The sequence below is a fragment of the Pseudomonas marginalis genome (genome assembly GCF_001645105.1).
Classification (GTDB): domain Bacteria; phylum Pseudomonadota; class Gammaproteobacteria; order Pseudomonadales; family Pseudomonadaceae; genus Aquipseudomonas; species Aquipseudomonas petroselini.
The window spans coordinates 170,281-192,479 of the sequence record NZ_LKEG01000060.1; the positions used below are offsets into that span (position 1 = coordinate 170,281).

Here is a 22,199-nt window from a genome sequence, read left to right on the forward strand (position 1 = left end):
AATTTTTCAGAATTGTCTGAGTTCTAAGTTTCTCCCCAGCTCGTGTAGCATCCGCGCCTATGAAGTTTCCAGGAAGATTTACCAGCGGCTTGGTTCTGCTGTTCACAAGCTGCGGCGCCTTGGCGCAGAGCGAATTGGACGTGCGGATCAAGCCCTCAAACGACGCGTTGAAAGCCAACATCGAAGGCTATATCGGCGGGGTGGGCGATCGTGATGAAGAGGCCTTGCTGCGGTTCAGCCGCGGCGCCGAGGAGCAGGCGCGCAAGGCCGCCCAGGCGCTGGGTTTCTATCAGCCACAGATCGAAAGCGATGTGAAGGGCGGCAAGAATCCGCGCCTGATCCTCACCATCGACCCCGGCGAGCCGGTGCATCTGCGTAACGTGACCATTCGGGTCGACGGTCCTGCCGCCGACCTCAAGGCCTTTCGCGTGCCCGTCAGCGACGACCTCACCTCCGGCGCCGTGCTCAACCACGGCCATTACGAAGACGCCAAGCGTCTGATCCAGAACCAGGCGTCGCGCTACGGCTTTTTCAGCGGGCGCTTCACCCAACAGCAACTGGCGGTGGACCCGAAGGCGGGTGTCGCCGATATCGAACTCGTTTACGACAGCGGCCCGCGCTACACCCTGGGCAAGGTCAGCTTCGCCGGCGATACGCCGTTTGACGAAGAGCTGCTGCAACGCATGGTGCCGTTCAAAAGTGGCACGCCCTACGATTCCGAACTGATCGCCGAACTCAACCAGAACCTGCAAGCCAGCGGTTTTTTCGAAGGCGTGCGCGTGGACGCCGCCCCGGCCGCCTCGGCCAACGACATCATCCCGGTCGCCGTGCGCCTGGAGACCCGCAAGCCGCGCACCATGGGCTTGGGCCTGGGGTTCTCCACCGACGTCGGTCCACGCGGCAAAGCCAACTGGACCCGGCACTGGGTCAACCCCCAGGGCCATAGCTATGGCTGGGAAGCCGAGCTGTCGGCGCCACGCCAGAACGTCGGCCTGTGGTATGACATCCCGCTCGACCCACCGCTCACCGACAAGCTGCGTTTCGCCGGTGGCTATCAGAATGAAGAAATCGCCAACACCGACACCCTGAGTAAATTGCTCACCCTCGGCCCCGAGTGGCACAGCAAATTGCCCAGCGGTTGGACCCGAGTGATCTCGCTCAAGTACCAGCGCGAAGAATATCGCCTGGGTAATGACTCCGGCCTGAGCAACCTGGTGATGCCGGGGATCAGCTATTCCTACCTGCGCAGTGACAACCGCATCGACCCGCACCACGGCTATCGCCTGCAATTCGATACCAAGGTGGCGAAAGAGGGCTTGGGCTCCGACACCAACCTGCTCTACGGCACGGCCATGGTCAAAGGCCTGACCACCTTGTGGGACAACCATCGCTTCCTGGCGCGTGCCCAGGTAGGCGGCAGTGCCACCAATGGCTACCAGTCGGTGCCGCCGTCGCTGCGCTTCTTTGCCGGTGGCGACCAGAGCGTGCGCGGCTACGAGTACCAGACGCTGTCACCGGAGAACGACCGTGGCGACCGCATCGGTGGCCGCTACATGGTGGCCCTGAGCGCCGAGTACCAGTATTCCATCGCCGAGAAATGGCGGATCGCGACCTTTATCGACCAGGGCAATTCCTTCAATTCCCTGGAAATGCCCAGCCTCAAGACCGGCGTGGGCGTGGGTATCCGCTGGGTTTCGCCGGTCGGCCCGATCCGCCTAGACCTGGCCCATGCCCTCGAAGATCCGGGCGGCGTTCGATTGCACTTTTCCATGGGGCCTGAGCTGTGATGCGTGGTGTGAAAATAGCAGGGTTGGCCGTGGTGGCCCTCCTTGGGGTGCTGTTGCTGGCACTGTGGGCGGTACTGGGCACTCAGGCGGGCAGCCGCTGGGCGTTGGGGCGTGTACCGGGGTTGAGCGTAGAGCATTTCCAGGGGCATCTGGGCGGCCAATGGAGCGCCGACCATGTGTTGTGGCAGCAGGGCAGCAGTCGCGTCGAACTCCAGGCCCCCCAATGGGATTGGTCGCCGGCGTGCCTGTTGCGCATGACCTTGTGTATCGACCGCTTGGACGTGGAACAGGTCAGCCTGCAATTCCCGCCAAGCACCGAGGAAAGCAGCGGGCCGATCGCACTGCCTGACTTGAAACTGCCGCTGGCCATCCAGCTGGGCGACGTTCGCGTCGGTAGCCTGTTGTTCAACGGCAGCGAAGAATTCAAAGGCTTGCAACTGGCGGCGCATTGGACCGCCGCCGGCCTGCAGATCGACTCGGTGCATGTGCAGCGCGATGGCCTGGTGCTGGACCTCGCCGGCCTGCTGCAACCCATTGGCGACTGGCCGTTGAGCGCCAGCGGTAACCTGAGCCTGCCCTACGCGCCGGGCGGCGCACCGTGGCAGGTCGCCCTCAACGTCGACGGCGATTTGCTCAAGACCCTCAAGCTCAATGCGGACAGCAGTGGCTACCTGCCGGCCAAGCTCACCGGCGAGCTGCAACCGCTGGTGGAAAACCTCCCGGCCCAATTGCACATCACTGCCGACGGCTTCAAGCCCAGCGCCGATCTGCCCGACACCTTGCAACTCAATCAACTCGACCTCACCGCCAAAGGCGACTTGAACAGCGGCTACCAATTACTGGGCAAGGCCGTGCTGCCGGCGGAAAAGGGCCCGGTGGACTTGCTGCTGCAAGGCAAGGTCGACGCCAAGGGCGCGCAGATTGCCGGCCTGGACCTGAATGCCGGTGACAAGCAAAGCCTCAAGCTGACCGCCCAACTCGATTGGCAGCAAGGCTTCAGCGCCGAGGCCAAGATCGATTGGCTGGATTTCCCCTGGCATCGCCTCTATCCGGTGATCGACGAGCCGCAAGTCGCGCTGCGTACGTTCAATGGTGAGATCTCCTACAAGGACGGCAACTACCTGGGCAACCTCAAGGCGGACCTCGATGGCCCGGCGGGCAAGTTCAATGTGGTCACGCCGTTCAGTGGCGACCTTAAACAAATCTTCCTGCCTGAACTGAAACTCACCGCTGGCCAAGGCAAGGCTGAAGGCCACCTGAACCTGCAATTCGCCGACGGCATTGTCTGGGACACGGCCCTCGACCTGTCGGCGCTGAACCCGGCTTACTGGGTGGCTGAATTGCCCGGCACCCTGGCCGGGCCGTTGCGCAGTAAAGGCGAGTTCAAGAACGAGCAACTCAAGCTGAATGCCGACCTCGACCTCAAGGGCCGCCTGCGCGGTCAAACCGCGGTGCTGGCGGCCAAGGCCGACGGGGCGGGCGAGCAATGGACGTTGGCTAACCTGGATATCCGCCTCGGCGACAACCGCATCAACGGCAGTGGCAGCCTGCAACAACGCCTGGCCGGGCAGATTGATATCAAGCTGGCGCGCCTGGCCCAGTTGTGGCCGCAACTGCGCGGGCAGGTCAACGGCCGGCTCGACGTGGCCGGCAGTCTCAAGGCGCCCCAAGGCAAACTGGGCCTCAAGGGCCAGCAACTGGCGTTTGCCGACAATCGCCTGCAAAGCCTCACCCTCGATGCCAGCCTGGACAATGCCCAGCGCGCCAAGATCGATCTCAAGGGCAGTGGCATCCAGTCCGGCGACACCCAGGTCGGTACCCTGACCGCCAGCGCCCAAGGCGATATCCAGCATCAGAAGGTCCAGCTGGATTTGGTCGGCCCGCTGGTCAAGCTGGCCCTGGCCTTGGATGGCACTCTCGATAAAGGCAACTGGCGCGGGCGCTTGGCCAGCGGTGATGTACAAGCCGGCGGGCAGGACTGGAAGCTGCAGGCGCCGGCGAAGATCGAGCGCCTGGCCGATGGCAAGCTCACTTTTGCCGCGCACTGCTGGGTGTCCGGGCCCGCCAGCCTGTGCGGCGAAGACCAGCGCCTGATGCCGGAACCGAAGCTGCGCTACCACCTCAAGCAATTCCCCATCGACAGCCTGGCGGCGTTCTTGCCCAAGGATTTTGCCTGGCAGGGCAAGCTCAACGCCGACCTGCAACTGGACCTGCCGGACAGCGGCCCTAAAGGCCTGGTCTCGGTGGACGCCAGTGGTGGCATCCTGCGCGTCAAGGACAAGGACCAGTGGCTGGATTTCCCTTACGACACCCTGAAGCTGGAAACCACCCTCAACCCTAAACGCATCGACACGCAGCTGAACTTCCGTGGCGGCAAGCTCGGTGAGTTGATGCTGCAGGCGCAGATCAACCCGTTGCCGAAAAACAAACCGATCACCGGCAACTTCAGCCTCGTCGGGCTGGACTTGGCGGTGGCGCGGCCGTTTGTACCGATGGTGGAAACCCTCAGCGGCAAGCTCAATGGCAATGGTCGTATTTCCGGTGGCTTGCTGGCACCGCAGGTCAACGGCAACGTGAACCTGGTGGGTGGCGAGATTGCCGGGCCGGAACTGCCCATCAGCCTCGAAGGCTTGAATGTGCAAGCGCTGATCGCAGGCGAAAGCGTGCAGCTCAACGGTGGCTGGCGCAGCGGCAAGGCGGGGCAGGGCAGCCTCAAGGGCCAGATCGACTGGGGCCAGGCGCTGGTGGTGGACCTCAGCCTGCAAGGCTCGCAACTGCCGGTCACGGTTGAACCGTACGCCGTGCTGGAGGTGGCCCCCGACCTGAAAATCAGCCTGAAGAACGACAAGCTGGCGGTGGCCGGTAAAGTGCACATCCCGCGTGGCGATATCACCGTGCGTGAGCTGCCGCCGTCCACCGTCAAAGTCTCGGATGACACGGTGATCATCGGCAGCCAGACCGAGGAGGGCAAGCCGCCGATGGCGATGGCCATGGATATCGACGTGGTGGTGGGTGAAGACACGCTCAACTTCTCGGGCTTCGGCCTCACTGCCAAGGTGCAGGGCCAGGTGCATATCGGCGACAACCTCGACACCCGTGGCGAGCTGTGGCTCAACGATGGCCGCTACCGTGCCTACGGGCAGCGGCTGGATGTGCGACGAGCGCGCTTGCTGTTCGCCGGGCCCCTGGACCAGCCGTACCTGGACATCGAAGCGATCCGCAAGACCGATGATGTGGTCGCCGGTATCCGCCTGAGCGGCAGTGCCGAGCAGCCCACCACGCAAATCTTCTCGGAACCGGCCATGAGCCAGGAACAGGCGCTGTCGTATCTGGTGCTGGGGCGTCCGTTGAGCAGCACCGGCGAAGATAACAATATGCTCGCGCAAGCCGCATTGGGCCTGGGGTTGATGGGCAGCGCCGGGGTCACCTCGGACCTTGCCAACAAGTTGGGTATCCAGGACTTCGACCTCGACACCCAGGGCAGTGGCAACAACACCGCCGTGGTGGCCAGCGGCAAGATCACCGAGAAACTCAGCCTGCGTTACGGCGTGGGCGTGTTCGAGCCCGCCAGCACGATTGCCTTGCGCTATCTGTTGAGCAAGAAGGTGTATCTGGAAGTGGCAAGCGGCGTGGCAAGCTCCCTGGATATCTTCTACAAGCGCGATTTCTAACGTTTACGCGATTAAAGATGTGGGAGGGGCTTGCTCCCGATGGCGGTGGGTCAGTCATGTTGCAGTCGACTTAAACACCGCCATCGGGGGCAAGCCCCCTCCCACATTAGCAAGCAAGCTAATTATTCCATTTGACATTCGCTGCCTAAGCAGTAACATCTCGTCACACATTCACTGCCTAGGCAGTAATAAGGTGACTTCCGATGCCCCACTTCACCCCTGACAGCTTTCGCAACTGCCACCTCGGCCTGCTCCTGGGCCGGGCGGCGCTGCTCAAGGACCGCATCATCGACACCCATATGGAGCCGCACGGCGTGACCGCTGCGCAGTTCAAGGTGTTGATCATCATTGCCCAATTCGACGTCGATACCCCGGCGGAACTGTGCCGCAACCTGTCCCTGGACAGCGGCTCCATGACCCGCATGCTCGACCGCCTGGAGCAAAAAGGCCTGCTGGCGCGTCAGCGTTCCGACCAGGACCGGCGCCAGGTGCGGCTGGTGCTCACGGCAGACGGCCAGCGCCTGGCCGACATGCTGCCGCACATCGGCGCCCAGTCGATGAACGAATTGGCCGGCGCCCTGGAGCCCGGCGAGTTGGAAACCCTGGAACGAATCCTCAAGAAAATCCTGGTAGCTGCGGGTGACGCCATTGTCATCCAGCGGGTAGGTGACCAATGAACACACGCGTACTCAGCCTGGTGCTGGTGGCCATGAGCATGGCCGGTTGCGCCAACTACAGCGGTCTCGACACCCAAGGCAAACGCCTCGACGCGAGCACCCTGCAAAGCGGAAAAACCCTGAGCGGTGCGACCTTGTCGAGCGCCGCCTGGCCCAGCGCCGACTGGTGGAAAAGCCTCGGCGACCCACAACTCGACGGCCTGATCCAGGAAGCCCTGCAAAACAGCCCCGACATGCAAGTCGCCAGCGCTCGTGCCCACCAGGCCGAAGCCGCCGCCTACGCCGCCAACGCCGAGCGCATGCCGACCCTGGATGCCAGCGCCGGCGTGAGCCGTTCGCGCCTGGCCAAAGACCAGGACCCACGCGGCGAGGGTGATGCCTATTCGACCGTGCGCAACATCGGCGCCAGCTTCAATTACAACTTCGACCTCTGGGGCGGCCAGCGCGCTGCCTGGGAAGCCGCGTTGGGCGAGGCGCGTGCCGCCCAAGTCGACCAGCAGGCGGCGCGCCTGACGCTGGCCGCCAATGTGGCCAAGTCTTACAGCGACTTGGGGCAAGCCCATATCGTGCGGGACCTGGCCAATGACGACCTCAAGCGCACCCGGCAGATGCTCGACCTGGGCAAGCGCCGCCTGAACTCGGGCATCGACAGCCAGTACCAGTACCAGCAGACCGAAAGCCTCGAAGCCAGCGCCCAGTCGCAGCTGATCGACGCGGAAAAACAACTGCAGAGCGCCAAGATTGCGTTGGCGGTGTTGCTCGGCAAAGGCCCTGACCGTGGCAGTGAACTGGCCCGGCCCGCCGTGCTGAAACCCAGCGCCGTTGCCGTGCCATCGGTGCTGCCGGCCGAGCTGTTGGGCCGTCGCCCGGACCTGATCGCCGCGCGCTGGCGCGTCGAGGCGGCGGGCAAGAACATCGATGCGAGCAAGACCCGCTTCTACCCCAACCTCAACCTGAGCGCGAGCGCCGGGGCCGAGTCGTTGCTGGGCGATGCGATGTTCGGTTCGGCCAGCCGCTTCTTCAATATTGCACCGACGGTCTCGCTGCCGATCTTCGACGGCGGCCGCCTGCGCGCCGACCTCGATGCCCGCGACGCCGACTACGACCTGGCGGTGGCGCAGTACAACAAGACCCTGGTGCAAGCCCTGGGTGATATCGGTAACACCCTTTCGCAACTGCGCGACACCGGCCGGCAGATCCAGGCCCAGCGACACGCTGCGGACATTGCCCAGCAGTCCTACGACACCGGCGTGCAGCGCTATAGCTCCGGGATCGGTAACTACCTGGATGTACTCAGCATCGAACAGCAATTGCTGCAGGCCCAGCGCCAGTTGGCAACGCTGAATGCCGCGCAGATCGATCTGTCGATTCAATTGATGCAGGCCCTGGGCGGCGGCTACAGCGCCGACAACGTGGCTGCGACCACCCCAGCCACCCGCACGGAATAATTTGAGGTATTTGTTATGGCCACTGCCGAAAACACCCCTGCAAGCGAACAACCCAAGCAAGACAACAACCCCCGCAAACGCAAAGTGATGCTGATCGGCCTGACGCTGATCGTCATCCTCGCCGTGGTCGGCGTGTGGGGCTGGTATGAGCTTTACGGCCGCTTCAGCGAAAGCACCGACGACGCCTACGTGAACGGCAACGTGGTGGAAATCACCCCGCTGGTCACCGGCACCGTGGTCAGCATCGGCGCCGACGACGGTGACCTGGTCCACGAAGGCCAGGTGCTGATCAACTTCGACCCGAACGACGCCGCCGTCGGCCTGCAAAGTGCCCAGGCCAACCTGGCCCGTACCGTGCGCCAGGTGCGCGGCTTGTACAGCAACGTCGACGGCATGAAGGCCCAGGTCAATGCGCAGAAAGCCGATGTGCAAACGGCCCAGGACAACTTCAACCGCCGTAAAACCCTGGCCCAGGGCGGGGCGATTTCCCAGGAAGAGCTGTCCCACGCCCGTGACAGCCTGACCGCCGCCAAGAACGCGTTGACCAACCTTGAACAGCAACTGAAAACCAGCAACGCGTTGGTGGACGACACGGTGATCAGCTCCCATCCGGATGTGCAGGCCGCCGCCGCGCAATTGCGCCAGGCCTACCTGGCCAATGCGCGCAGCACCCTGATCGCACCGGTCACCGGCTACGTCGCCAAGCGCACCGTGCAACTGGGCCAGCGCGTCCAGCCCGGCACAGCGTTGATGGCGGTGATCCCGCTGAACCAGCTGTGGATCGACGCCAACTTCAAGGAAACCCAATTGCGCGATATGCGCATTGGCCAACCGGTGGACATTGAGTCGGACATCTACGGCAGCGACGTGAAGTACAGCGGCACTGTGGACAGCTTGGGCGCCGGTACCGGCAGCGCATTTGCCCTGTTGCCGGCGCAGAACGCCACCGGCAACTGGATCAAGATCGTGCAACGGGTGCCGGTGCGCATCCATATCAACGCCGAGGAGCTGGCCAAGCACCCACTGCGCGTGGGCTTGAGCACCGTGGTCAATGTGGACCTGCACGACCAAAGCGGCCCGGTGCTGGCGCAACAGGCGCCGCAAAAGGCCTCGTTCACCACCAACGTGTATGACCGCCAATTGGCCGAAGCTGACGCCATGATCACCCAGTTGATCCATGACAACAGCCTCGCCGCTCCCAAGGCTGCGCAACGCTGATGAGCAATAACGCCTCCTTCACGCCACCCAGCCTGTTGATGGCCACTATTGGCCTGTCGCTGGCGACCTTTATGCAGGTGCTCGACACCACCATCGCCAACGTGGCGTTGCCGACCATTTCCGGCAACCTCGGCGTGAGTTCGGAGCAGGGCACCTGGGTGATCACCTCGTTTGCGGTGAGCAACGCCATCGCGTTGCCACTCACCGGTTGGCTGAGCCGCCGGTTTGGCGAGGTGAAGCTGTTTTTGTGGGCGACGATGCTGTTTGTGCTGGCGTCGTTCCTCTGTGGTATTTCCACGTCGATGCCTGAACTGATCGCCTTTCGGGTCGTGCAAGGCCTGGTGGCCGGGCCGCTGTACCCGATGACGCAGACGCTGCTGATTGCGGTCTACCCGCCGGCGAAGCGGGGCATGGCCCTGGCGCTGCTGGCGATGGTCACGGTGGTGGCGCCGATTGCGGGGCCGATCCTCGGCGGTTGGATCACCGACAGCTACAGCTGGCCGTGGATCTTCTTCATCAACGTGCCCATCGGCATCTTTGCGGTGATGGTGGTGCGTTCGCAACTGAAGAAACGCCCGGTGGAGACCAGCTACCAACCTATGGACTACGTGGGGCTGCTGAGCTTGATCGTGGGGGTTGGCGCCTTGCAGATCATCCTCGACAAGGGCAATGACCTGGATTGGTTTGAGTCCAACTTCATCATCATCGGCGCCGCGATTTCGGTGATTGCCCTGGCGGTGTTCATCATCTGGGAGATGACCGACAAGCACCCGGTGGTGAATCTGCGGCTGTTCGCCTACCGCAACTTCCGCATCGGCACCATCGTGTTGATCCTGGGTTACGCAGGCTTCTTCGGCATCAACCTGATCCTGCCGCAATGGTTGCAGACCCAGATGGGCTACACGGCCACGTGGGCGGGCCTGGCGGTGGCGCCGATCGGCATCCTGCCGGTGCTGATGTCGCCGTTCGTGGGCAAATACGCGCACAAGTTCGACCTGCGCCTGTTGGCAGGCCTGGCGTTCCTGGCGATTGGCTTGAGCTGCTTTATGCGTGCGGGCTTCACCAATGAGGTGGACTTCACGCACATCGCGATGGTGCAGCTGTTCATGGGGATCGGCGTGGCACTGTTCTTTATGCCGACCTTGAGCATCTTGATGTCCGACCTGCCGCCGCACCAGATTGCCGACGGCGCAGGTCTGGCGACGTTCCTGCGGACCTTGGGCGGTAGCTTTGCCGCTTCGCTGACCACCTGGATCTGGATCCGCCGCGCGGACCAGCACCATGCGTACATGAGCGAGAACATGACCACCTACGACTCCGCGACCCGCGATGCCTTGCAGGCGCTCGGCGGGGCAGGGCAGAAGGCCTACACGCAGTTGGACCAGATCCTCACCAGCCAGGCGTACATGATGTCCACCGTGGATTACTTCACGTTGCTGGGGTGGATGTTCATGGCGTTGATGTTGCTGGTGTGGTTGGCCAAGCCGCCGTTTGGCGCCAAGGCCGGGCCGGAAGCCTCAGGCCACTGATTCCGAAAACGTACAACATCCAAATGTGGGAGGGGGTTTGCCCCCTCCCACATTTGGATCTTTGTTCATATTGGATTTGTGGTGTCTGAGGTTCAGGCGCCGGGCAACGCCAATTGCGGGTTCACAAAATCAAACGCCGTCAATTGGAACCCTTGCTCATCCACCTGCAATGCCCAGCCTTGCTTATCCCAATCCCCCAGCACAATGCGCTTGGCCGCCTGGTCGCCAATCTGCAGCTTATGGATGGCAGGCCGGTGCGTGTGGCCGTGGACCAGGGTGCGCACGCCAAATTGCTGCATCACCCGTGGGACTTCCTCGGGTGTCACATCGACAATGTCGTTGGCCTTCATGCGCGTCTGCGCACGGCTTTCGCTGCGCAGCTTGCGCGCCAGCGTGTGCCGCGTGGGCAGCGGCAGATGCCGCAGGATAAACAACACAATCGGGTTGCGCAGGATGCGCCGCAGCTTCATATAGCCGACGTCGCGGGTGCAGAGGCTATCGCCGTGCATCAACAGCACGGGCTCGCCATGGAGCTGCACGACACTCGGGTCCTTGAGCAAGGTGGCACCTGCGGCTTTGCAGAACGCCTTGCCGATGAGGAAATCGCGGTTGCCGTGCATGATGAAAATCGGGGTGCCGCTGTCGCTCAGCTCGCGCAGGGCTGCGCAAATCGAATGCTGGAAGGGGGTCATCCCATCGTCGCCAATCCAGGCTTCAAAGAAGTCCCCCAGAATGTACAACGCCTGGGCGCCACGGGCGCGGTGGTGGAGCAGATCCAGAAACGCCCGGGTGATGTCCGGGCGCTCCTCTTCCAGATGCAAATCTGAAATCAGCAATATCACCCAACGATCTCGGCTTTCTCGACGATAACGTCTTCTACCGGAACGTCCTGGTGGCCGGCTTTACCGGTGGTTTGCACGCCTTTGATCTTGTCGACGACGTCCTGGCCTTCGGTCACTTTACCGAATACCGCGTAGCCCCAGCCCTGCACGTTCTTGCCGCTGTGGTTGAGGAAGGCGTTGTCGGCGACGTTGATGAAGAACTGCGCGGAGGCTGAATGCGGCTCCATGGTACGGGCCATCGCAACGGTGTACTTGTCGTTGGAAAGACCATTGTCCGCTTCGTTCTGGATGCTTGGACGCTTGTCTTTCTTTTCTTTCATGCCAGGCTCGAAACCGCCGCCCTGGACCATGAAGTTGCCGATGACACGGTGGAAAACGGTGTTTTCGTAGTGGCCGGCTTTAACGTACTCGATGAAGTTGGCGACGGTGATCGGCGCTTTCTCGGCGTTCAGCTCGATGACGATGTCACCGTGGTTGGTGGTCAGTTTGACTTGAGTCATGTTCACTACTCTTTTCAGGGAATTCGTGGGTTTGGACGCCTGGGCGCCTCGACCGGTCTGGCTAAACAGAGGCCAAGGGGCGCAGTTTAGCGTGACCTGCAGGAATTTCGAGGTGGTTTTTTACCGCCTATGCAATAAATGCTGCAGTTTTCGGTGCTGGCCTGTCAGGTGCTTGACAGCATCGGCTATGATATCGCCTTTGTTTTATCTGGCCTCACCCGGCCACGAACCTGTCTGTTCAAGGATCCTATGAGCAAGCCCACTGTCGACCCTACCTCGAATGCCAAGGCCGGACCTGCCGTCCCGGTCAATTTCCTGCGCCCGATCATCCAGGCGGACCTGGATTCGGGCAAGCACACGCAGATCGTCACCCGCTTCCCGCCAGAGCCCAACGGCTACCTGCACATCGGTCACGCCAAGTCGATCTGTGTGAACTTCGGCCTGGCCCAGGAGTTCGGTGGCGTCACGCACCTGCGTTTCGACGACACCAACCCGGCCAAGGAAGACCAGGAATACATCGACGCCATCGAAAGCGACATCAAGTGGCTGGGCTTCGAATGGTCCGGTGAAGTGCGCTATGCCTCGAAGTATTTCGACCAATTGTTCGACTGGGCCGTCGAGCTGATCAAGGCCGGCAAGGCCTACGTCGACGACCTGACGCCTGAGCAAGCCAAGGAATACCGTGGCACCCTGACCGAGCCGGGTAAGAACAGCCCCTTCCGCGACCGTTCGGTGGAAGAGAACCTGGACCTGTTCAACCGCATGCGCGACGGTGAGTTCCCGGACGGCGCCCGCGTGCTGCGCGCCAAGATCGACATGGCCTCGCCGAACATGAACCTGCGCGACCCGATCATGTACCGCATCCGTCATGCCCATCACCACCAGACCGGTGACAAGTGGTGCATCTACCCCAACTACGACTTCACCCACGGTCAGTCGGACGCCATCGAAGGCATCACCCACTCCATCTGCACCCTGGAGTTCGAAAGCCATCGCCCGCTGTACGAATGGTTCCTCGACAGCCTGCCGGTACCGGCGCACCCGCGTCAGTACGAATTCAGCCGCCTGAACCTGAACTACACCATCACCAGCAAGCGCAAGCTCAAGCAACTGGTGGATGAAAAGCACGTGCACGGCTGGGACGACCCACGCATGTCGACGCTGTCGGGCTTCCGCCGTCGCGGCTACACCCCGGCATCGATCCGCAACTTCTGCGACATGGTCGGCACCAACCGTTCCGACGGCGTGGTCGACTTCGGCATGCTCGAATTCAGCATCCGCCAGGACCTCGACGCCAACGCGCCGCGTGCCATGTGCGTGCTGCGTCCGTTGAAAGTCGTGATCACCAACTACCCGGAAGACAAGGTCGACCACCTCGAGCTGCCGCGTCACCCGCAGAACGAAGCGCTCGGCGTGCGCAAGCTGCCGTTCGCGCGTGAAATCTACATCGACCGTGATGACTACATGGAAGAACCGCCGAAGGGCTACAAGCGCCTGGAGCCGAACGGCGAAGTGCGCCTGCGTGGCAGCTACGTGATCCGTGCCGACGAAGCGATCAAGGACGCCGATGGCAACATCGTCGAACTGCGTTGCTCCTACGACCCGGAAACCCTGGGCAAGAACCCTGAAGGCCGCAAGGTCAAAGGCGTGATCCACTGGGTGCCGGCCGCTGCCAGCGTCGAGTGCGAAGTGCGCCTGTACGATCGCCTGTTCCGCTCGCCGAACCCTGAAAAGGCTGAAGACAGCGCCAGTTTCCTCGACAACATCAACCCTGACTCCCTGCAAGTGCTCACCGGTTGTCGTGCCGAGCCATCGCTTGGCGACGCACAGCCGGAAGACCGTTTCCAGTTCGAGCGCGAAGGTTACTTCTGCGCGGATATCAAGGACTCGAAACCCGGTCATCCGGTATTCAACCGTACCGTGACCTTGCGTGATTCGTGGGGCCAGTGATTTAAGGGAAATGTCGTGTTAACGATCTACAACACACTCAGCAAGACCAAAGAAGTCTTCAAGCCGCTGGATGGCAACAAGGTGCGCATGTACGTGTGCGGCATGACCGTGTACGACTACTGCCACATCGGCCACGGCCGCAGCATGGTTGCCTTCGACCTGGTGACCCGCTGGTTGCGTTTCAGCGGCTATGACTTGACCTATGTGCGCAACATCACCGACATCGACGACAAGATCATCAACCGCGCCAATGAAAACGGCGAGTCGTTCGACGCGCTGACCGAACGCATGATTGCCGCGATGCACGAGGACGAGGCGCGCCTCAACATCCTCAAACCGGACATGGAGCCACGTGCCACGGACCACATCCCTGGCATGCACGCGATGATCCAGACCCTGATCGACAAGGGTTACGCCTACGCCCCAGGCAATGGCGACGTGTACTACCGCGTCGCCAAGTTCATGGGCTACGGCAAGCTGTCGCGCAAGAAAATCGAAGACCTGCGCATCGGCGCACGGATCGAAGTCGACGAAGCCAAGCAAGACCCGCTCGACTTCGTGCTGTGGAAAGGCACCAAGCCTGGCGAGCCGAGCTGGGAGTCGCCGTGGGGCGCCGGGCGTCCGGGCTGGCACATCGAATGCTCGGTGATGTCCACCTGCTGCCTGGGCGACACCTTCGACATTCATGGCGGCGGCAGCGACCTTGAGTTCCCGCACCACGAAAACGAAATCGCCCAGAGCGAAGCCGCCACGGGCAAGACCTACGCCAACGCCTGGATGCACTGCGGCATGATCCGCATCAATGGCGAGAAGATGTCCAAGTCCTTGAACAACTTCTTCACCATTCGCGACGTGCTGGAAAAGTACCACCCGGAGGTCGTGCGTTACTTGCTGGTGTCGAGCCACTACCGCAGCGCCATCAACTACTCGGAAGACAACCTCAAGGACGCCAAGGGCGCCCTGGAACGTTTCTACCACGCGTTGAAAGGCCTGCCATCCGTGGCGCCTGCCGGCGGCGAAGCGTTCGTGGCACGCTTCACCGAAGTCATGAACGACGACTTCGGCACCCCGGAAGCCTGTGCCGTACTGTTCGAGATGGTGCGTGAGATCAACCGCTTGCGCGAGAGCGATCTCGACGCGGCGGCCGGCCTGGCGGCACGCTTGAAAGAGCTGGCCAGCGTGCTGGGGGTTCTGCAAATGAAGCCTGAGGATTTCCTGCAAGCCGGCGCGGAAGGGCGTGTGGATGCGGCTGAAGTGGATGCGCTGATCCAGGCGCGTTTGGCTGCGCGGGCCAATAAGGACTGGGCGGAATCCGACCGTATCCGTGACCAACTGACCGCGATGGGTGTGGTGTTGGAAGACGGGAAGGGTGGGACGACGTGGCGGTTGGCTGATCAGGCTTGATCGGTAAACGCTGAATGAAAAACGCCCCGACTGGTTCGGGGCGTTTTTTTGCACACCGTTTTAGTGAGCGGCTCACCTGATCCAGTGTGGGAGGGGGCTTGCCCCCGATGACGGTGGTTCAGTCAACATATCTGCCAACAATGCCGCCGCCTTCGAAGCCTCGCTGAAGCTCGACATCTCCCACAGGGGATTAGCGATATCCATGAGATTTACAGCCGGGCTGTTTTCTCCGTGCCAACAGCGATCCAGTGTGGGAGGGGGCTTGCCCCCGATGACGGTGGTTCAGTCAACATATCTGCCAACAGTGCCGCCGCCTTCGAAGCCTCGCTAAAGCTCGACATCTCCCACATTTGGATCGTGCCTGCTTCATTCCCTCACTGCGCCGCGCCGAACGTAATCGACCCATTCATACGCTAGGCCCTCATGCTCCCTGACACCATGATGGCAGACCTCGATGAATTCATCCTCGAAGCTGGGAAACCGGGCTTCCCCTTCGTGATCGTCGTTGAACAGGGTAAGGTAAAGCCTGTCCACCCGATCTATCACCTGGTCATATAGCTCCGGGCCGCCACCGATATGAATTTCCTCGGGATGGTAGGAAGCCGCGCATTCCAGCGCTGATGCCAGCGAGCGGCAGACCACAGCCTGCTCGTGTTCAAAGGCCGGGTTGCGCGACAGCACGATATTGGGACGATCCGCCAGTGGTCGTCCACTGAGTGCGATCACCGATTCAAAGGTCTTGCGGCCCATGATCACGGGCTTTCCGATGGTTTTGGCGGCGAAGCGGCGCATGTCGTCCGGGACCATCCGTAAGAGCCCGCCCGCTTTGCCGATAGAGCGGTTACGGCGGCCCATTCCTGCCACGACTGCGATGGGTATAGCCATGATCGGTTCCTTCAGCGAAATGGCGGTGGCGTAGATGCCCTTCCACATTTTTGACCGTGCTCATTCAAGTAATCAGCGTCTGCTGCTGACCTCGGCGGGGACGTCATCACCGGCCATGCGCTTGCGGAACAGCGCAGTGCGAGCCAACAGCAATGTGGTCACCGGCACCGTGATCGACAATAAAATCGGAATCAGCCACCCGTGCAACACCGGCCCGGATTTGAGCACCGAAAAGTAGATAATCGACGCCAACGCGACACACCAGGCCCCTAACGTTGAAGCCAGTGCCGGTGGGTGCATGCGTTGAAAAAAGTCCTTCATCCGCAGTAATCCGATCGCGCCAATCAGCGCAAACACACTGCTCAACACCAGCAGCACCGCCACGACGATTTCCATCCATAACGGCATCATTCAATCACCTCCCCACGCAGCAGGAATTTCGCCAGGGCAAACGAGCCGACGAAGCCAAACAGCGCAATCAGCAGCGCCGCTTCAAAGTAGGTGTCACTGGCATACCGAATGCCCAGCACCAGCATCATCAGCATCGCCAGGATGTACAGGTAGTCCAGCGCCAGTACGCGGTCTTGTGCCGACGGGCCTTTGAACAGGCGGATCAGGGTCAGCACCATGGCCAGCGAGAACAGGAACAGGCTGAACAGGATCGCATTGGAGAGCAGTGTGCTCATTCGAAGATCTCCATCAGGGGCCGCTCGTAGGTGGTCTTGAAGTGCTCGATAAACGGCGCTTCATCCTCCAGGTCGAACACGTGCAAGAGCAGGATGCTGCGGTCCAGTGCCAGTTCCGACCAGATGGTGCCGGGCACCACGGTGGTGATCATCGACAGCGCGGCCAGGCCGTTGGCGTCGCGCAGGTCCAGGGGGATCTTGACGAAGCGCGAGCGCGGCGGGCGCGAGCCGCACGTCAGCACACCCCAGGCCACTTGCAGGTTGGAGACGATTACATCGCGTCCCACCAGGAAAAACAGGCGGATGATCACGCCTGGGCGGCGGATGCGGATCGGCAATGGGCGCAGCGGTGCCATCAGCAGCGGCGCAAGAAAGCCCAGCAGGGCGCCCAGCAGCAGGTTGCCGGGGCTGACCGACAGGTTCAGCACCAGCCACAGCACCCACAACGCCAGCGACAGCCACGGGGCAGGGAACAGGCGCTTCATGGTTGCACCTCCAGCGCGGCGGTCTTGGCTTCAGGGCTGGGTACGGGACGCGTTGCCATCACCGCCATCACGTAGTTTTCCGGGTTGTTCAGGCTCTGGGCGGTGCCCAGGGTGTAGCGCATCAGCGGCTCTGCCTTGAAGGTCAGCAGAATGCTCAGGCCCAGCAGGAAGAAGATCGGCACACACTCATAGCGGCGCAGCAACGGCGACGGGCGCTCTTCCGGGGTCCAGAAGCGCTGGATGCCCAAGCGCGCAAAGGCGATCAGCGAGGCCAGGCCGGAGAGGATCAGCAGTGCGACCAGGCCCCAGGCAGCCGGACGGATCGGCTCCTCGACACTGACCCCCAGGCCCAGCGGGTTGACCAGCGCGCTCAACAGGCTGAGCTTGCCGATAAAACCGGACAACGGCGGCATGCCGATAATCAGCAGGGCGCAGGCGACAAAACTCAAGCCCAGGAAGGCCATGGTCCAGGGAATCACCTGGCCGACCACGGCTTTCTGTTCGTCATCGAGGTTGACGCCAGGGCGCGGATGCAGGGACTCCATGGCCTTGGGCAGTGCATCGATCTCTTCATCCAGCGGCAGGTCGTTGGCCGAGCGCGAACGCTCGATCAATTCGGCCAGCAGGAACAGCGCGCTCAAGGCCAAGGTGGAACTGACCAGATAGAACAGCGCGCCAGCGGTGAGACTCGGCTGGGCGAAGCCCACCGACGACAGCAGGATCCCGGCCGAGACCAGGATGCTCAAGCTGGCCATGCGCTCCAGGCGCTGCGCCGCCACCATCGCCAGACCGGCGCAGACAATGGTGGCCATGCCGCCATACACCAGCCAATCGCCGCCAAACAGTGCCGACGCACCGGCCTGGCCGGAGAACAACAGGGTCCACAGGCGCAGCACGGTGTACACGCCGACCTTGGTCATGATCGCAAACATCGCCGCCACCGGCGCGCTGGCCGATGAGTAGGCGGGGGCCAGCCAGAAGTTCAGCGGCCACATGCCGGCTTTCGCCAGGAACGCCGTCGCAAGGATCGCCGCACCCGCGTGCAGCAGGCCGCGATCGGCTTCCGGCACCAGCGGGATCTTCAGCGCCAGGTCGGCAAAGTTCAGCGTGCCGGTGACGCCATAGATCATCGCCGCACCAATCAGGAACAGTGACGAGGCCAGCAGGTTGATCGCGATGTAATGCAGCCCCGACGACACCCGCGCACGGCCGGAACCGTGCAGCATCAAGCCATAGGACGCCGCCAGCAGCACCTCGAAGAACACAAACAGGTTAAACAGGTCGGCCGTGAGGAAGGCGCCGTAGAGGCCCATCATCTGGATCTGGAACAGCGCATGGAAGCTGGTGCCGGCACGGTCCCAGCGGGCCATGGCGAACAGCAGCGCGCTCACGCCGATGATCCCGGTGAGCACCAGCATCAAGGCCGACAATTGGTCCACCACCAGCACAATGCCGAACGGCACCTGCCAGTTGCCCGGCAGGTACACGCCGATCGAGCCGGGGCCGCCTTTTTGCGTCCAGTACAGCAGCAGAATGGCGATGCCCAGGCCGATCATGCTCGAGAACAGGTTGATACGCGCTTTCAGGGGACGATGCTTCTCGCCGAGCATCAGCATCAAGGCGGCGGTGAGCAACGGCAGCAGGATCGGCGCGACGATCAGTTGATTCATCCACGTCATTCCTTGGGCTCCCGGCCGTCCACATGGTCAGTGCCGGTCAGGCCCCGTGAGGCCAGCAACACCACCAGGAACAAGGCGGTCATGGCGAAGCTGATCACGATGGCCGTGAGCACCAGCGCCTGGGGCAGCGGGTCGGTGTAGTGGAGCAGGTCTTGCGGCACACCGTCCTTGATGATCGGCTCCTTGCCGATAAACAGGCTGCCCATGCTGAAAATGAACAGGTTGACCCCGTACGACAGCAGGCACAGGCCCATCACCACCTGGAACGTCCGTGGCCGCAGGATCAGCCAGACCCCGGAGGCGGCCAGGACGCCAATGGCAATTGCAATGACTTCTTCCATCAGGCGGCTCCTTCCGTAGCGGCAACCACTTTGGCCTGGTTGCTCGGTTTATGGGCCCGCACGGACTGGTGACCGAGGGCGGTGAGCATCAGCAGCGTCGAGCCGACGACCATGGCGTACACGCCGACGTCGAAGAACAGCGCGCTGGCGACATGAATGTCGCCGAGCACCGGCAGGCTGACATGCCAGGTGTGGGTGGTGAGGAACGGGTAGCCGGCAAACAAGGCGCCAAGCCCGGTCAGGGTCGCGGAGAACAGCCCGAAGCCCATCCAGCGCATCGGCCGCAGGCTCATCTGTGCCTCGACCCATTGGGTGCCGGCGACCATGTATTGCAGGATAAACGCGACCGACATCACCAGCCCGGCGACAAACCCGCCGCCCGGTTGGTTGTGGCCGCGCATGAACAGGTAGAACGACACCACCAGCGCAATCGGCAGCAGCAGGCGCACCAGCACCGCCGGCACCATCATGAAGCCCAGCGCGGTGTCGCTGGCCTGGCGTGGGTTGACCAGGTCGGTGGCCACGTCCGGCGCCAACTGGCGCTGTTGCGCGGGCAGTTGCATGCTTTCCTTGGAAGGGCGGAAGCGGCGCAGCAGGGCGTACACCGTCAGCGCCACGGCGCCGAGCACGGTGATTTCGCCGAGGGTATCAAAGCCCCGGAAGTCGACGAGCATCACGTTCACCACATTGCTGCCGCCGCCTTCGGGCAGGGCACGGCTGAGGTAGAACGAAGAGATATCGTTGGGGGTCTGGCGCGTCAACATCGCGTAGGACAACAGCGCCATGCCGCCGCCGACCACGGTGGACAGCAGGAAGTCGCGCACCCGGCGAATCCGCGCCTTGCGCAAGGTGTTCGGCAGCGGCGAGACCTCTTCGATCCGTCGCGGCAGCCAGCGCAGGCCCAGCAGGATCAGCACGGTGGTCACCACTTCGACCACCAACTGCGTCAACGCCAGGTCCGGCGCCGAGAACCACACAAAGGTGATGCAGGTCATCAGGCCGCACACGCTGACCATGGTCAGGGCCGCCAGCCGGTGGTACTTGGCTTGCCAGGCGGCGCCAAGGGCGCAGGCGATCGCCAGCACCCACAGGGTGACGAACACGATGGACCCCGGGATTTTCGGGCGGTCGCCCCAGCTCAAGCCACTGTTGAGCATCGGGATCATGCCGCCGATCACCGCCACCAGCACCAGCAGGAATAACTGAGTCTGCAGGCGCTTGGTACTGATGCGTTTCTCGATCCTGCGCACGCCGCGCATCATCACCACCAGGCTGCGCTCGAAACCACGCTTGCCGTTGAAATAGCTGATGATCGGCGGGTACTTGAAGCGCCCCAGCTTGAGTTGCTTGCGCAGCAGCAGGTACAGCACCACGCCGCCGGACATGGCCACCAGGCTCATGATCATCGGCGCGTTCCAGCCGTGCCAGATCGCCAGGCTGTACTCCGGCAGTACGCCGCCCACCACCGGCAGCGCAGCGGCGGCAAGGATCGAGCCGACCACCTGGGCCGGGAAAATCCCTACCAGCAGGCACGTGAACACCAGCAACTCAACCGGTGCGCGCATCCAGCGCGGTGGTTCGTGGGGCGTGTGCGGCAGGTTGGTCGCCGGCGGGCCGAAGAACACGTCCACGGTGAAACGTAGCGCATAGGCCACGCTGAATGTCCCGGCAATGGTCGCGATCAACGGCAGGGCGAACTCCACCCAGGCCGTCGAGGTGATGAACACGGTCTCGGCAAAGAACATCTCTTTGGACAGGAAGCCGTTGAGCAACGGCACGCCCGCCATGGACGCACTGGCCACCATCGCCAGGGTCGCGGTAAACGGGATCAGCTTGACCAGCCCGCTGAGCTTGCGGATGTCCCGCGTGCCGCTTTCGTGGTCGATGATGCCCGCGGCCATGAACAGCGAGGCTTTGAAGGTGGCGTGGTTGAGGATATGGAACACCGCCGCGACGGCGGCCAGCGGGCTGTTGAGGCCCAGCAGCAAGGTGATCAGCCCGAGGTGGCTGATGGTGGAATAGGCCAGCAGGCCCTTCAGATCATTTTGGAACATGGCGCAGTACGCGCCGAGGAGTAGGGTGAGGGCGCCGGCGCCGCCGACGATCCAGAACCATTCTTCGCTGCCCGACAGCGACGGCCACAGGCGGGCCAGCAGGAACACGCCGGCTTTCACCATCGTTGCCGAATGCAGGTACGCCGACACCGGCGTGGGGGCCGCCATCGCATGGGGTAGCCAGAAGTGGAAGGGGAATTGCGCGCTTTTGCTCAAGGCGCCTATCAGCACCAGGGCCAGCATGACCGGGTACAGCGAGTGCGCGCGAATCTGATCGCCCGCCGCCAGCACCTGGTCGAGGTCATAGCTGCCGACGATGTGCCCCAGCAGCATCACGCCCGCCAGCAGGCACAAGCCGCCGGCGCCGGTGACCATCAACGCCATGTACGCACCGCGGCGCGCGTCGGCGCGGTGGTGCCAATAGCCGATCAGCAGGAACGAGAACAGGCTGGTCAGTTCCCAGAAGAACACGATCTGGATGAGGTTGCCGGAGATCACCAGGCCGAGCATGGCGCCCATAAAGGCCAGGAAAAACGCGAAGAATCGCGGCACCGGATCATCCGGAGACATGTAGTAACGCGCATACAACGCCACCAGTGAACCGATGCCGAGCACCAGCATCGAGAACAGCCAGGCAAACCCGTCCATGCGCAACACGAAGTTCAGCCCGAGGCTGGGCAACCACATGAATTCTTCGCGGATCACGCCACCGTGGGCGATCTGGGGGTAGAGCAGGGCGACTTGAATAGTGCCGACCAGGGCCACAAGGCCGGCCAGCAGGGATTCGGTGTTACGTGCATTGTGCGGCAGCAAGGCCGCCAGACAGCTGCCAATGAAAGGCAGAAGCAGTAGAACTATCAGGGACATAGGCTTCTAATCTGCGGGAGTTTGGGATGCATCATACGTGCCGCTTTCACGATCACCAAACGGCAAGATGTGGCAGGATCCTACAAGATAGGTCGAATAATCCCATTTGGCAGTGTTTAGGACCCTGTGGCGAGGGAGCTTGCTCCCGCTGGGCTGCGCAGCCGCCCCACAACAGG

17 protein-coding genes are annotated in these 22,199 nt (G+C 62.4%); 8 read left to right on the plus strand and 9 right to left on the minus strand.

Going from position 1 to position 22,199, the window contains the following annotated elements:
* Nucleotides 1-59 precede the first annotated feature (59 nt).
* From AO064_RS28525 to AO064_RS28550, 6 genes are all read left to right on the plus strand, one after another.
* Nucleotides 60-1,787: an autotransporter assembly complex protein TamA gene (locus tag AO064_RS28525; protein ID WP_064055349.1), complete on the plus strand. Its 1,728-nt coding sequence runs from the start codon at nt 60-62 to the stop codon at nt 1,785-1,787.
* Nucleotides 1,787-5,458, plus strand: coding sequence for a translocation/assembly module TamB domain-containing protein (locus AO064_RS28530; RefSeq protein WP_082894000.1), 3,672 nt, complete (start codon nt 1,787-1,789; stop codon nt 5,456-5,458). Before AO064_RS28525 ends, AO064_RS28530 begins: the two co-directional genes overlap by 1 nt.
* Before the next feature lie 203 nt (nt 5,459-5,661).
* Entirely contained in the window at nt 5,662-6,135 is a 474-nt protein-coding gene (locus tag AO064_RS28535; protein ID WP_064055351.1) for a MarR family winged helix-turn-helix transcriptional regulator, read from the plus strand.
* On the plus strand, nt 6,132-7,583 hold the full coding sequence (locus AO064_RS28540) for an efflux transporter outer membrane subunit (RefSeq protein ID WP_064055352.1): 1,452 nt from the start codon (nt 6,132-6,134) through the stop codon (nt 7,581-7,583). Before AO064_RS28535 ends, AO064_RS28540 begins: the two co-directional genes overlap by 4 nt.
* A gap of 15 nt (nt 7,584-7,598) precedes the next feature.
* Nucleotides 7,599-8,801 (plus strand): HlyD/EmrA/EmrK family protein, encoded by a 1,203-nt coding sequence (locus AO064_RS28545; RefSeq protein WP_012724997.1) that lies wholly within the window; start codon nt 7,599-7,601, stop codon nt 8,799-8,801.
* The gene (locus AO064_RS28550) at nt 8,801-10,330 is read left to right on the plus strand and encodes a DHA2 family efflux MFS transporter permease subunit (RefSeq protein WP_064055353.1); all 1,530 of its coding nucleotides are present in this window, start codon (nt 8,801-8,803) and stop codon (nt 10,328-10,330) included. The genes AO064_RS28545 and AO064_RS28550 overlap by 1 nt, the downstream gene beginning before the upstream one ends.
* Nucleotides 10,331-10,422: 92 nt before the next feature.
* Here AO064_RS28550 and lpxH read toward each other — a convergent pair whose 3' ends face one another.
* Together lpxH and AO064_RS28560 are read right to left on the minus strand one after the other, a co-directional pair.
* The gene (gene lpxH / locus AO064_RS28555; RefSeq protein ID WP_064055354.1) at nt 10,423-11,172 is read right to left on the minus strand and encodes a UDP-2,3-diacylglucosamine diphosphatase; all 750 of its coding nucleotides are present in this window, start codon (nt 11,170-11,172) and stop codon (nt 10,423-10,425) included.
* The gene (locus AO064_RS28560; RefSeq protein ID WP_043205556.1) at nt 11,169-11,672 is read right to left on the minus strand and encodes a peptidylprolyl isomerase; all 504 of its coding nucleotides are present in this window, start codon (nt 11,670-11,672) and stop codon (nt 11,169-11,171) included. The genes lpxH and AO064_RS28560 overlap by 4 nt, the downstream gene beginning before the upstream one ends.
* A gap of 249 nt (nt 11,673-11,921) precedes the next feature.
* Between AO064_RS28560 and AO064_RS28565 the strand changes: the two genes are divergently transcribed.
* Nucleotides 11,922-13,622 carry a glutamine--tRNA ligase/YqeY domain fusion protein gene (locus tag AO064_RS28565; protein WP_012724993.1) on the plus strand — a complete coding sequence of 567 codons (1,701 nt, stop codon included), beginning with the start codon at nt 11,922-11,924 and terminating at the stop codon, nt 13,620-13,622.
* 15 nt (nt 13,623-13,637) lie between these two features.
* Complete coding sequence (cysS, locus tag AO064_RS28570; RefSeq protein ID WP_012724992.1) at nt 13,638-15,026, plus strand: cysteine--tRNA ligase; 1,389 nt, start codon at nt 13,638-13,640, stop codon at nt 15,024-15,026.
* Between the two features lie 366 nt (nt 15,027-15,392).
* On the opposite strand, the gene AO064_RS28575 is transcribed toward cysS, so the two are convergent.
* Genes AO064_RS28575 through AO064_RS28605 form a run of 7 tightly spaced genes read right to left on the minus strand, consistent with a single transcriptional unit; the run spans nt 15,393 to nt 22,023 of the window.
* Nucleotides 15,393-15,959 carry a dihydrofolate reductase gene (locus AO064_RS28575; protein WP_082894001.1) on the minus strand — a complete coding sequence of 189 codons (567 nt, stop codon included), beginning with the start codon at nt 15,957-15,959 and terminating at the stop codon, nt 15,393-15,395.
* A 24-nt stretch (nt 15,960-15,983) separates the two neighbouring features.
* Nucleotides 15,984-16,322, minus strand: a complete 339-nt coding sequence (locus tag AO064_RS28580) for a Na+/H+ antiporter subunit G (RefSeq protein WP_028616866.1) — start codon at nt 16,320-16,322, stop codon at nt 15,984-15,986.
* Complete coding sequence (locus AO064_RS28585; protein ID WP_064055355.1) at nt 16,319-16,597, minus strand: K+/H+ antiporter subunit F; 279 nt, start codon at nt 16,595-16,597, stop codon at nt 16,319-16,321. Before AO064_RS28585 ends, AO064_RS28580 begins: the two co-directional genes overlap by 4 nt.
* Complete coding sequence (locus tag AO064_RS28590; RefSeq protein ID WP_064055356.1) at nt 16,594-17,082, minus strand: Na+/H+ antiporter subunit E; 489 nt, start codon at nt 17,080-17,082, stop codon at nt 16,594-16,596. The genes AO064_RS28585 and AO064_RS28590 overlap by 4 nt, the downstream gene beginning before the upstream one ends.
* Entirely contained in the window at nt 17,079-18,761 is a 1,683-nt protein-coding gene (locus AO064_RS28595; RefSeq protein WP_064055357.1) for a monovalent cation/H+ antiporter subunit D, read from the minus strand. Before AO064_RS28595 ends, AO064_RS28590 begins: the two co-directional genes overlap by 4 nt.
* The gene (locus AO064_RS28600; protein WP_007986256.1) at nt 18,758-19,102 is read right to left on the minus strand and encodes a Na+/H+ antiporter subunit C; all 345 of its coding nucleotides are present in this window, start codon (nt 19,100-19,102) and stop codon (nt 18,758-18,760) included. Before AO064_RS28600 ends, AO064_RS28595 begins: the two co-directional genes overlap by 4 nt.
* Complete coding sequence (locus AO064_RS28605; RefSeq protein ID WP_064055358.1) at nt 19,102-22,023, minus strand: monovalent cation/H+ antiporter subunit A; 2,922 nt, start codon at nt 22,021-22,023, stop codon at nt 19,102-19,104. Before AO064_RS28605 ends, AO064_RS28600 begins: the two co-directional genes overlap by 1 nt.
* Between the last annotated feature and the right edge of the window lie 176 nt (nt 22,024-22,199).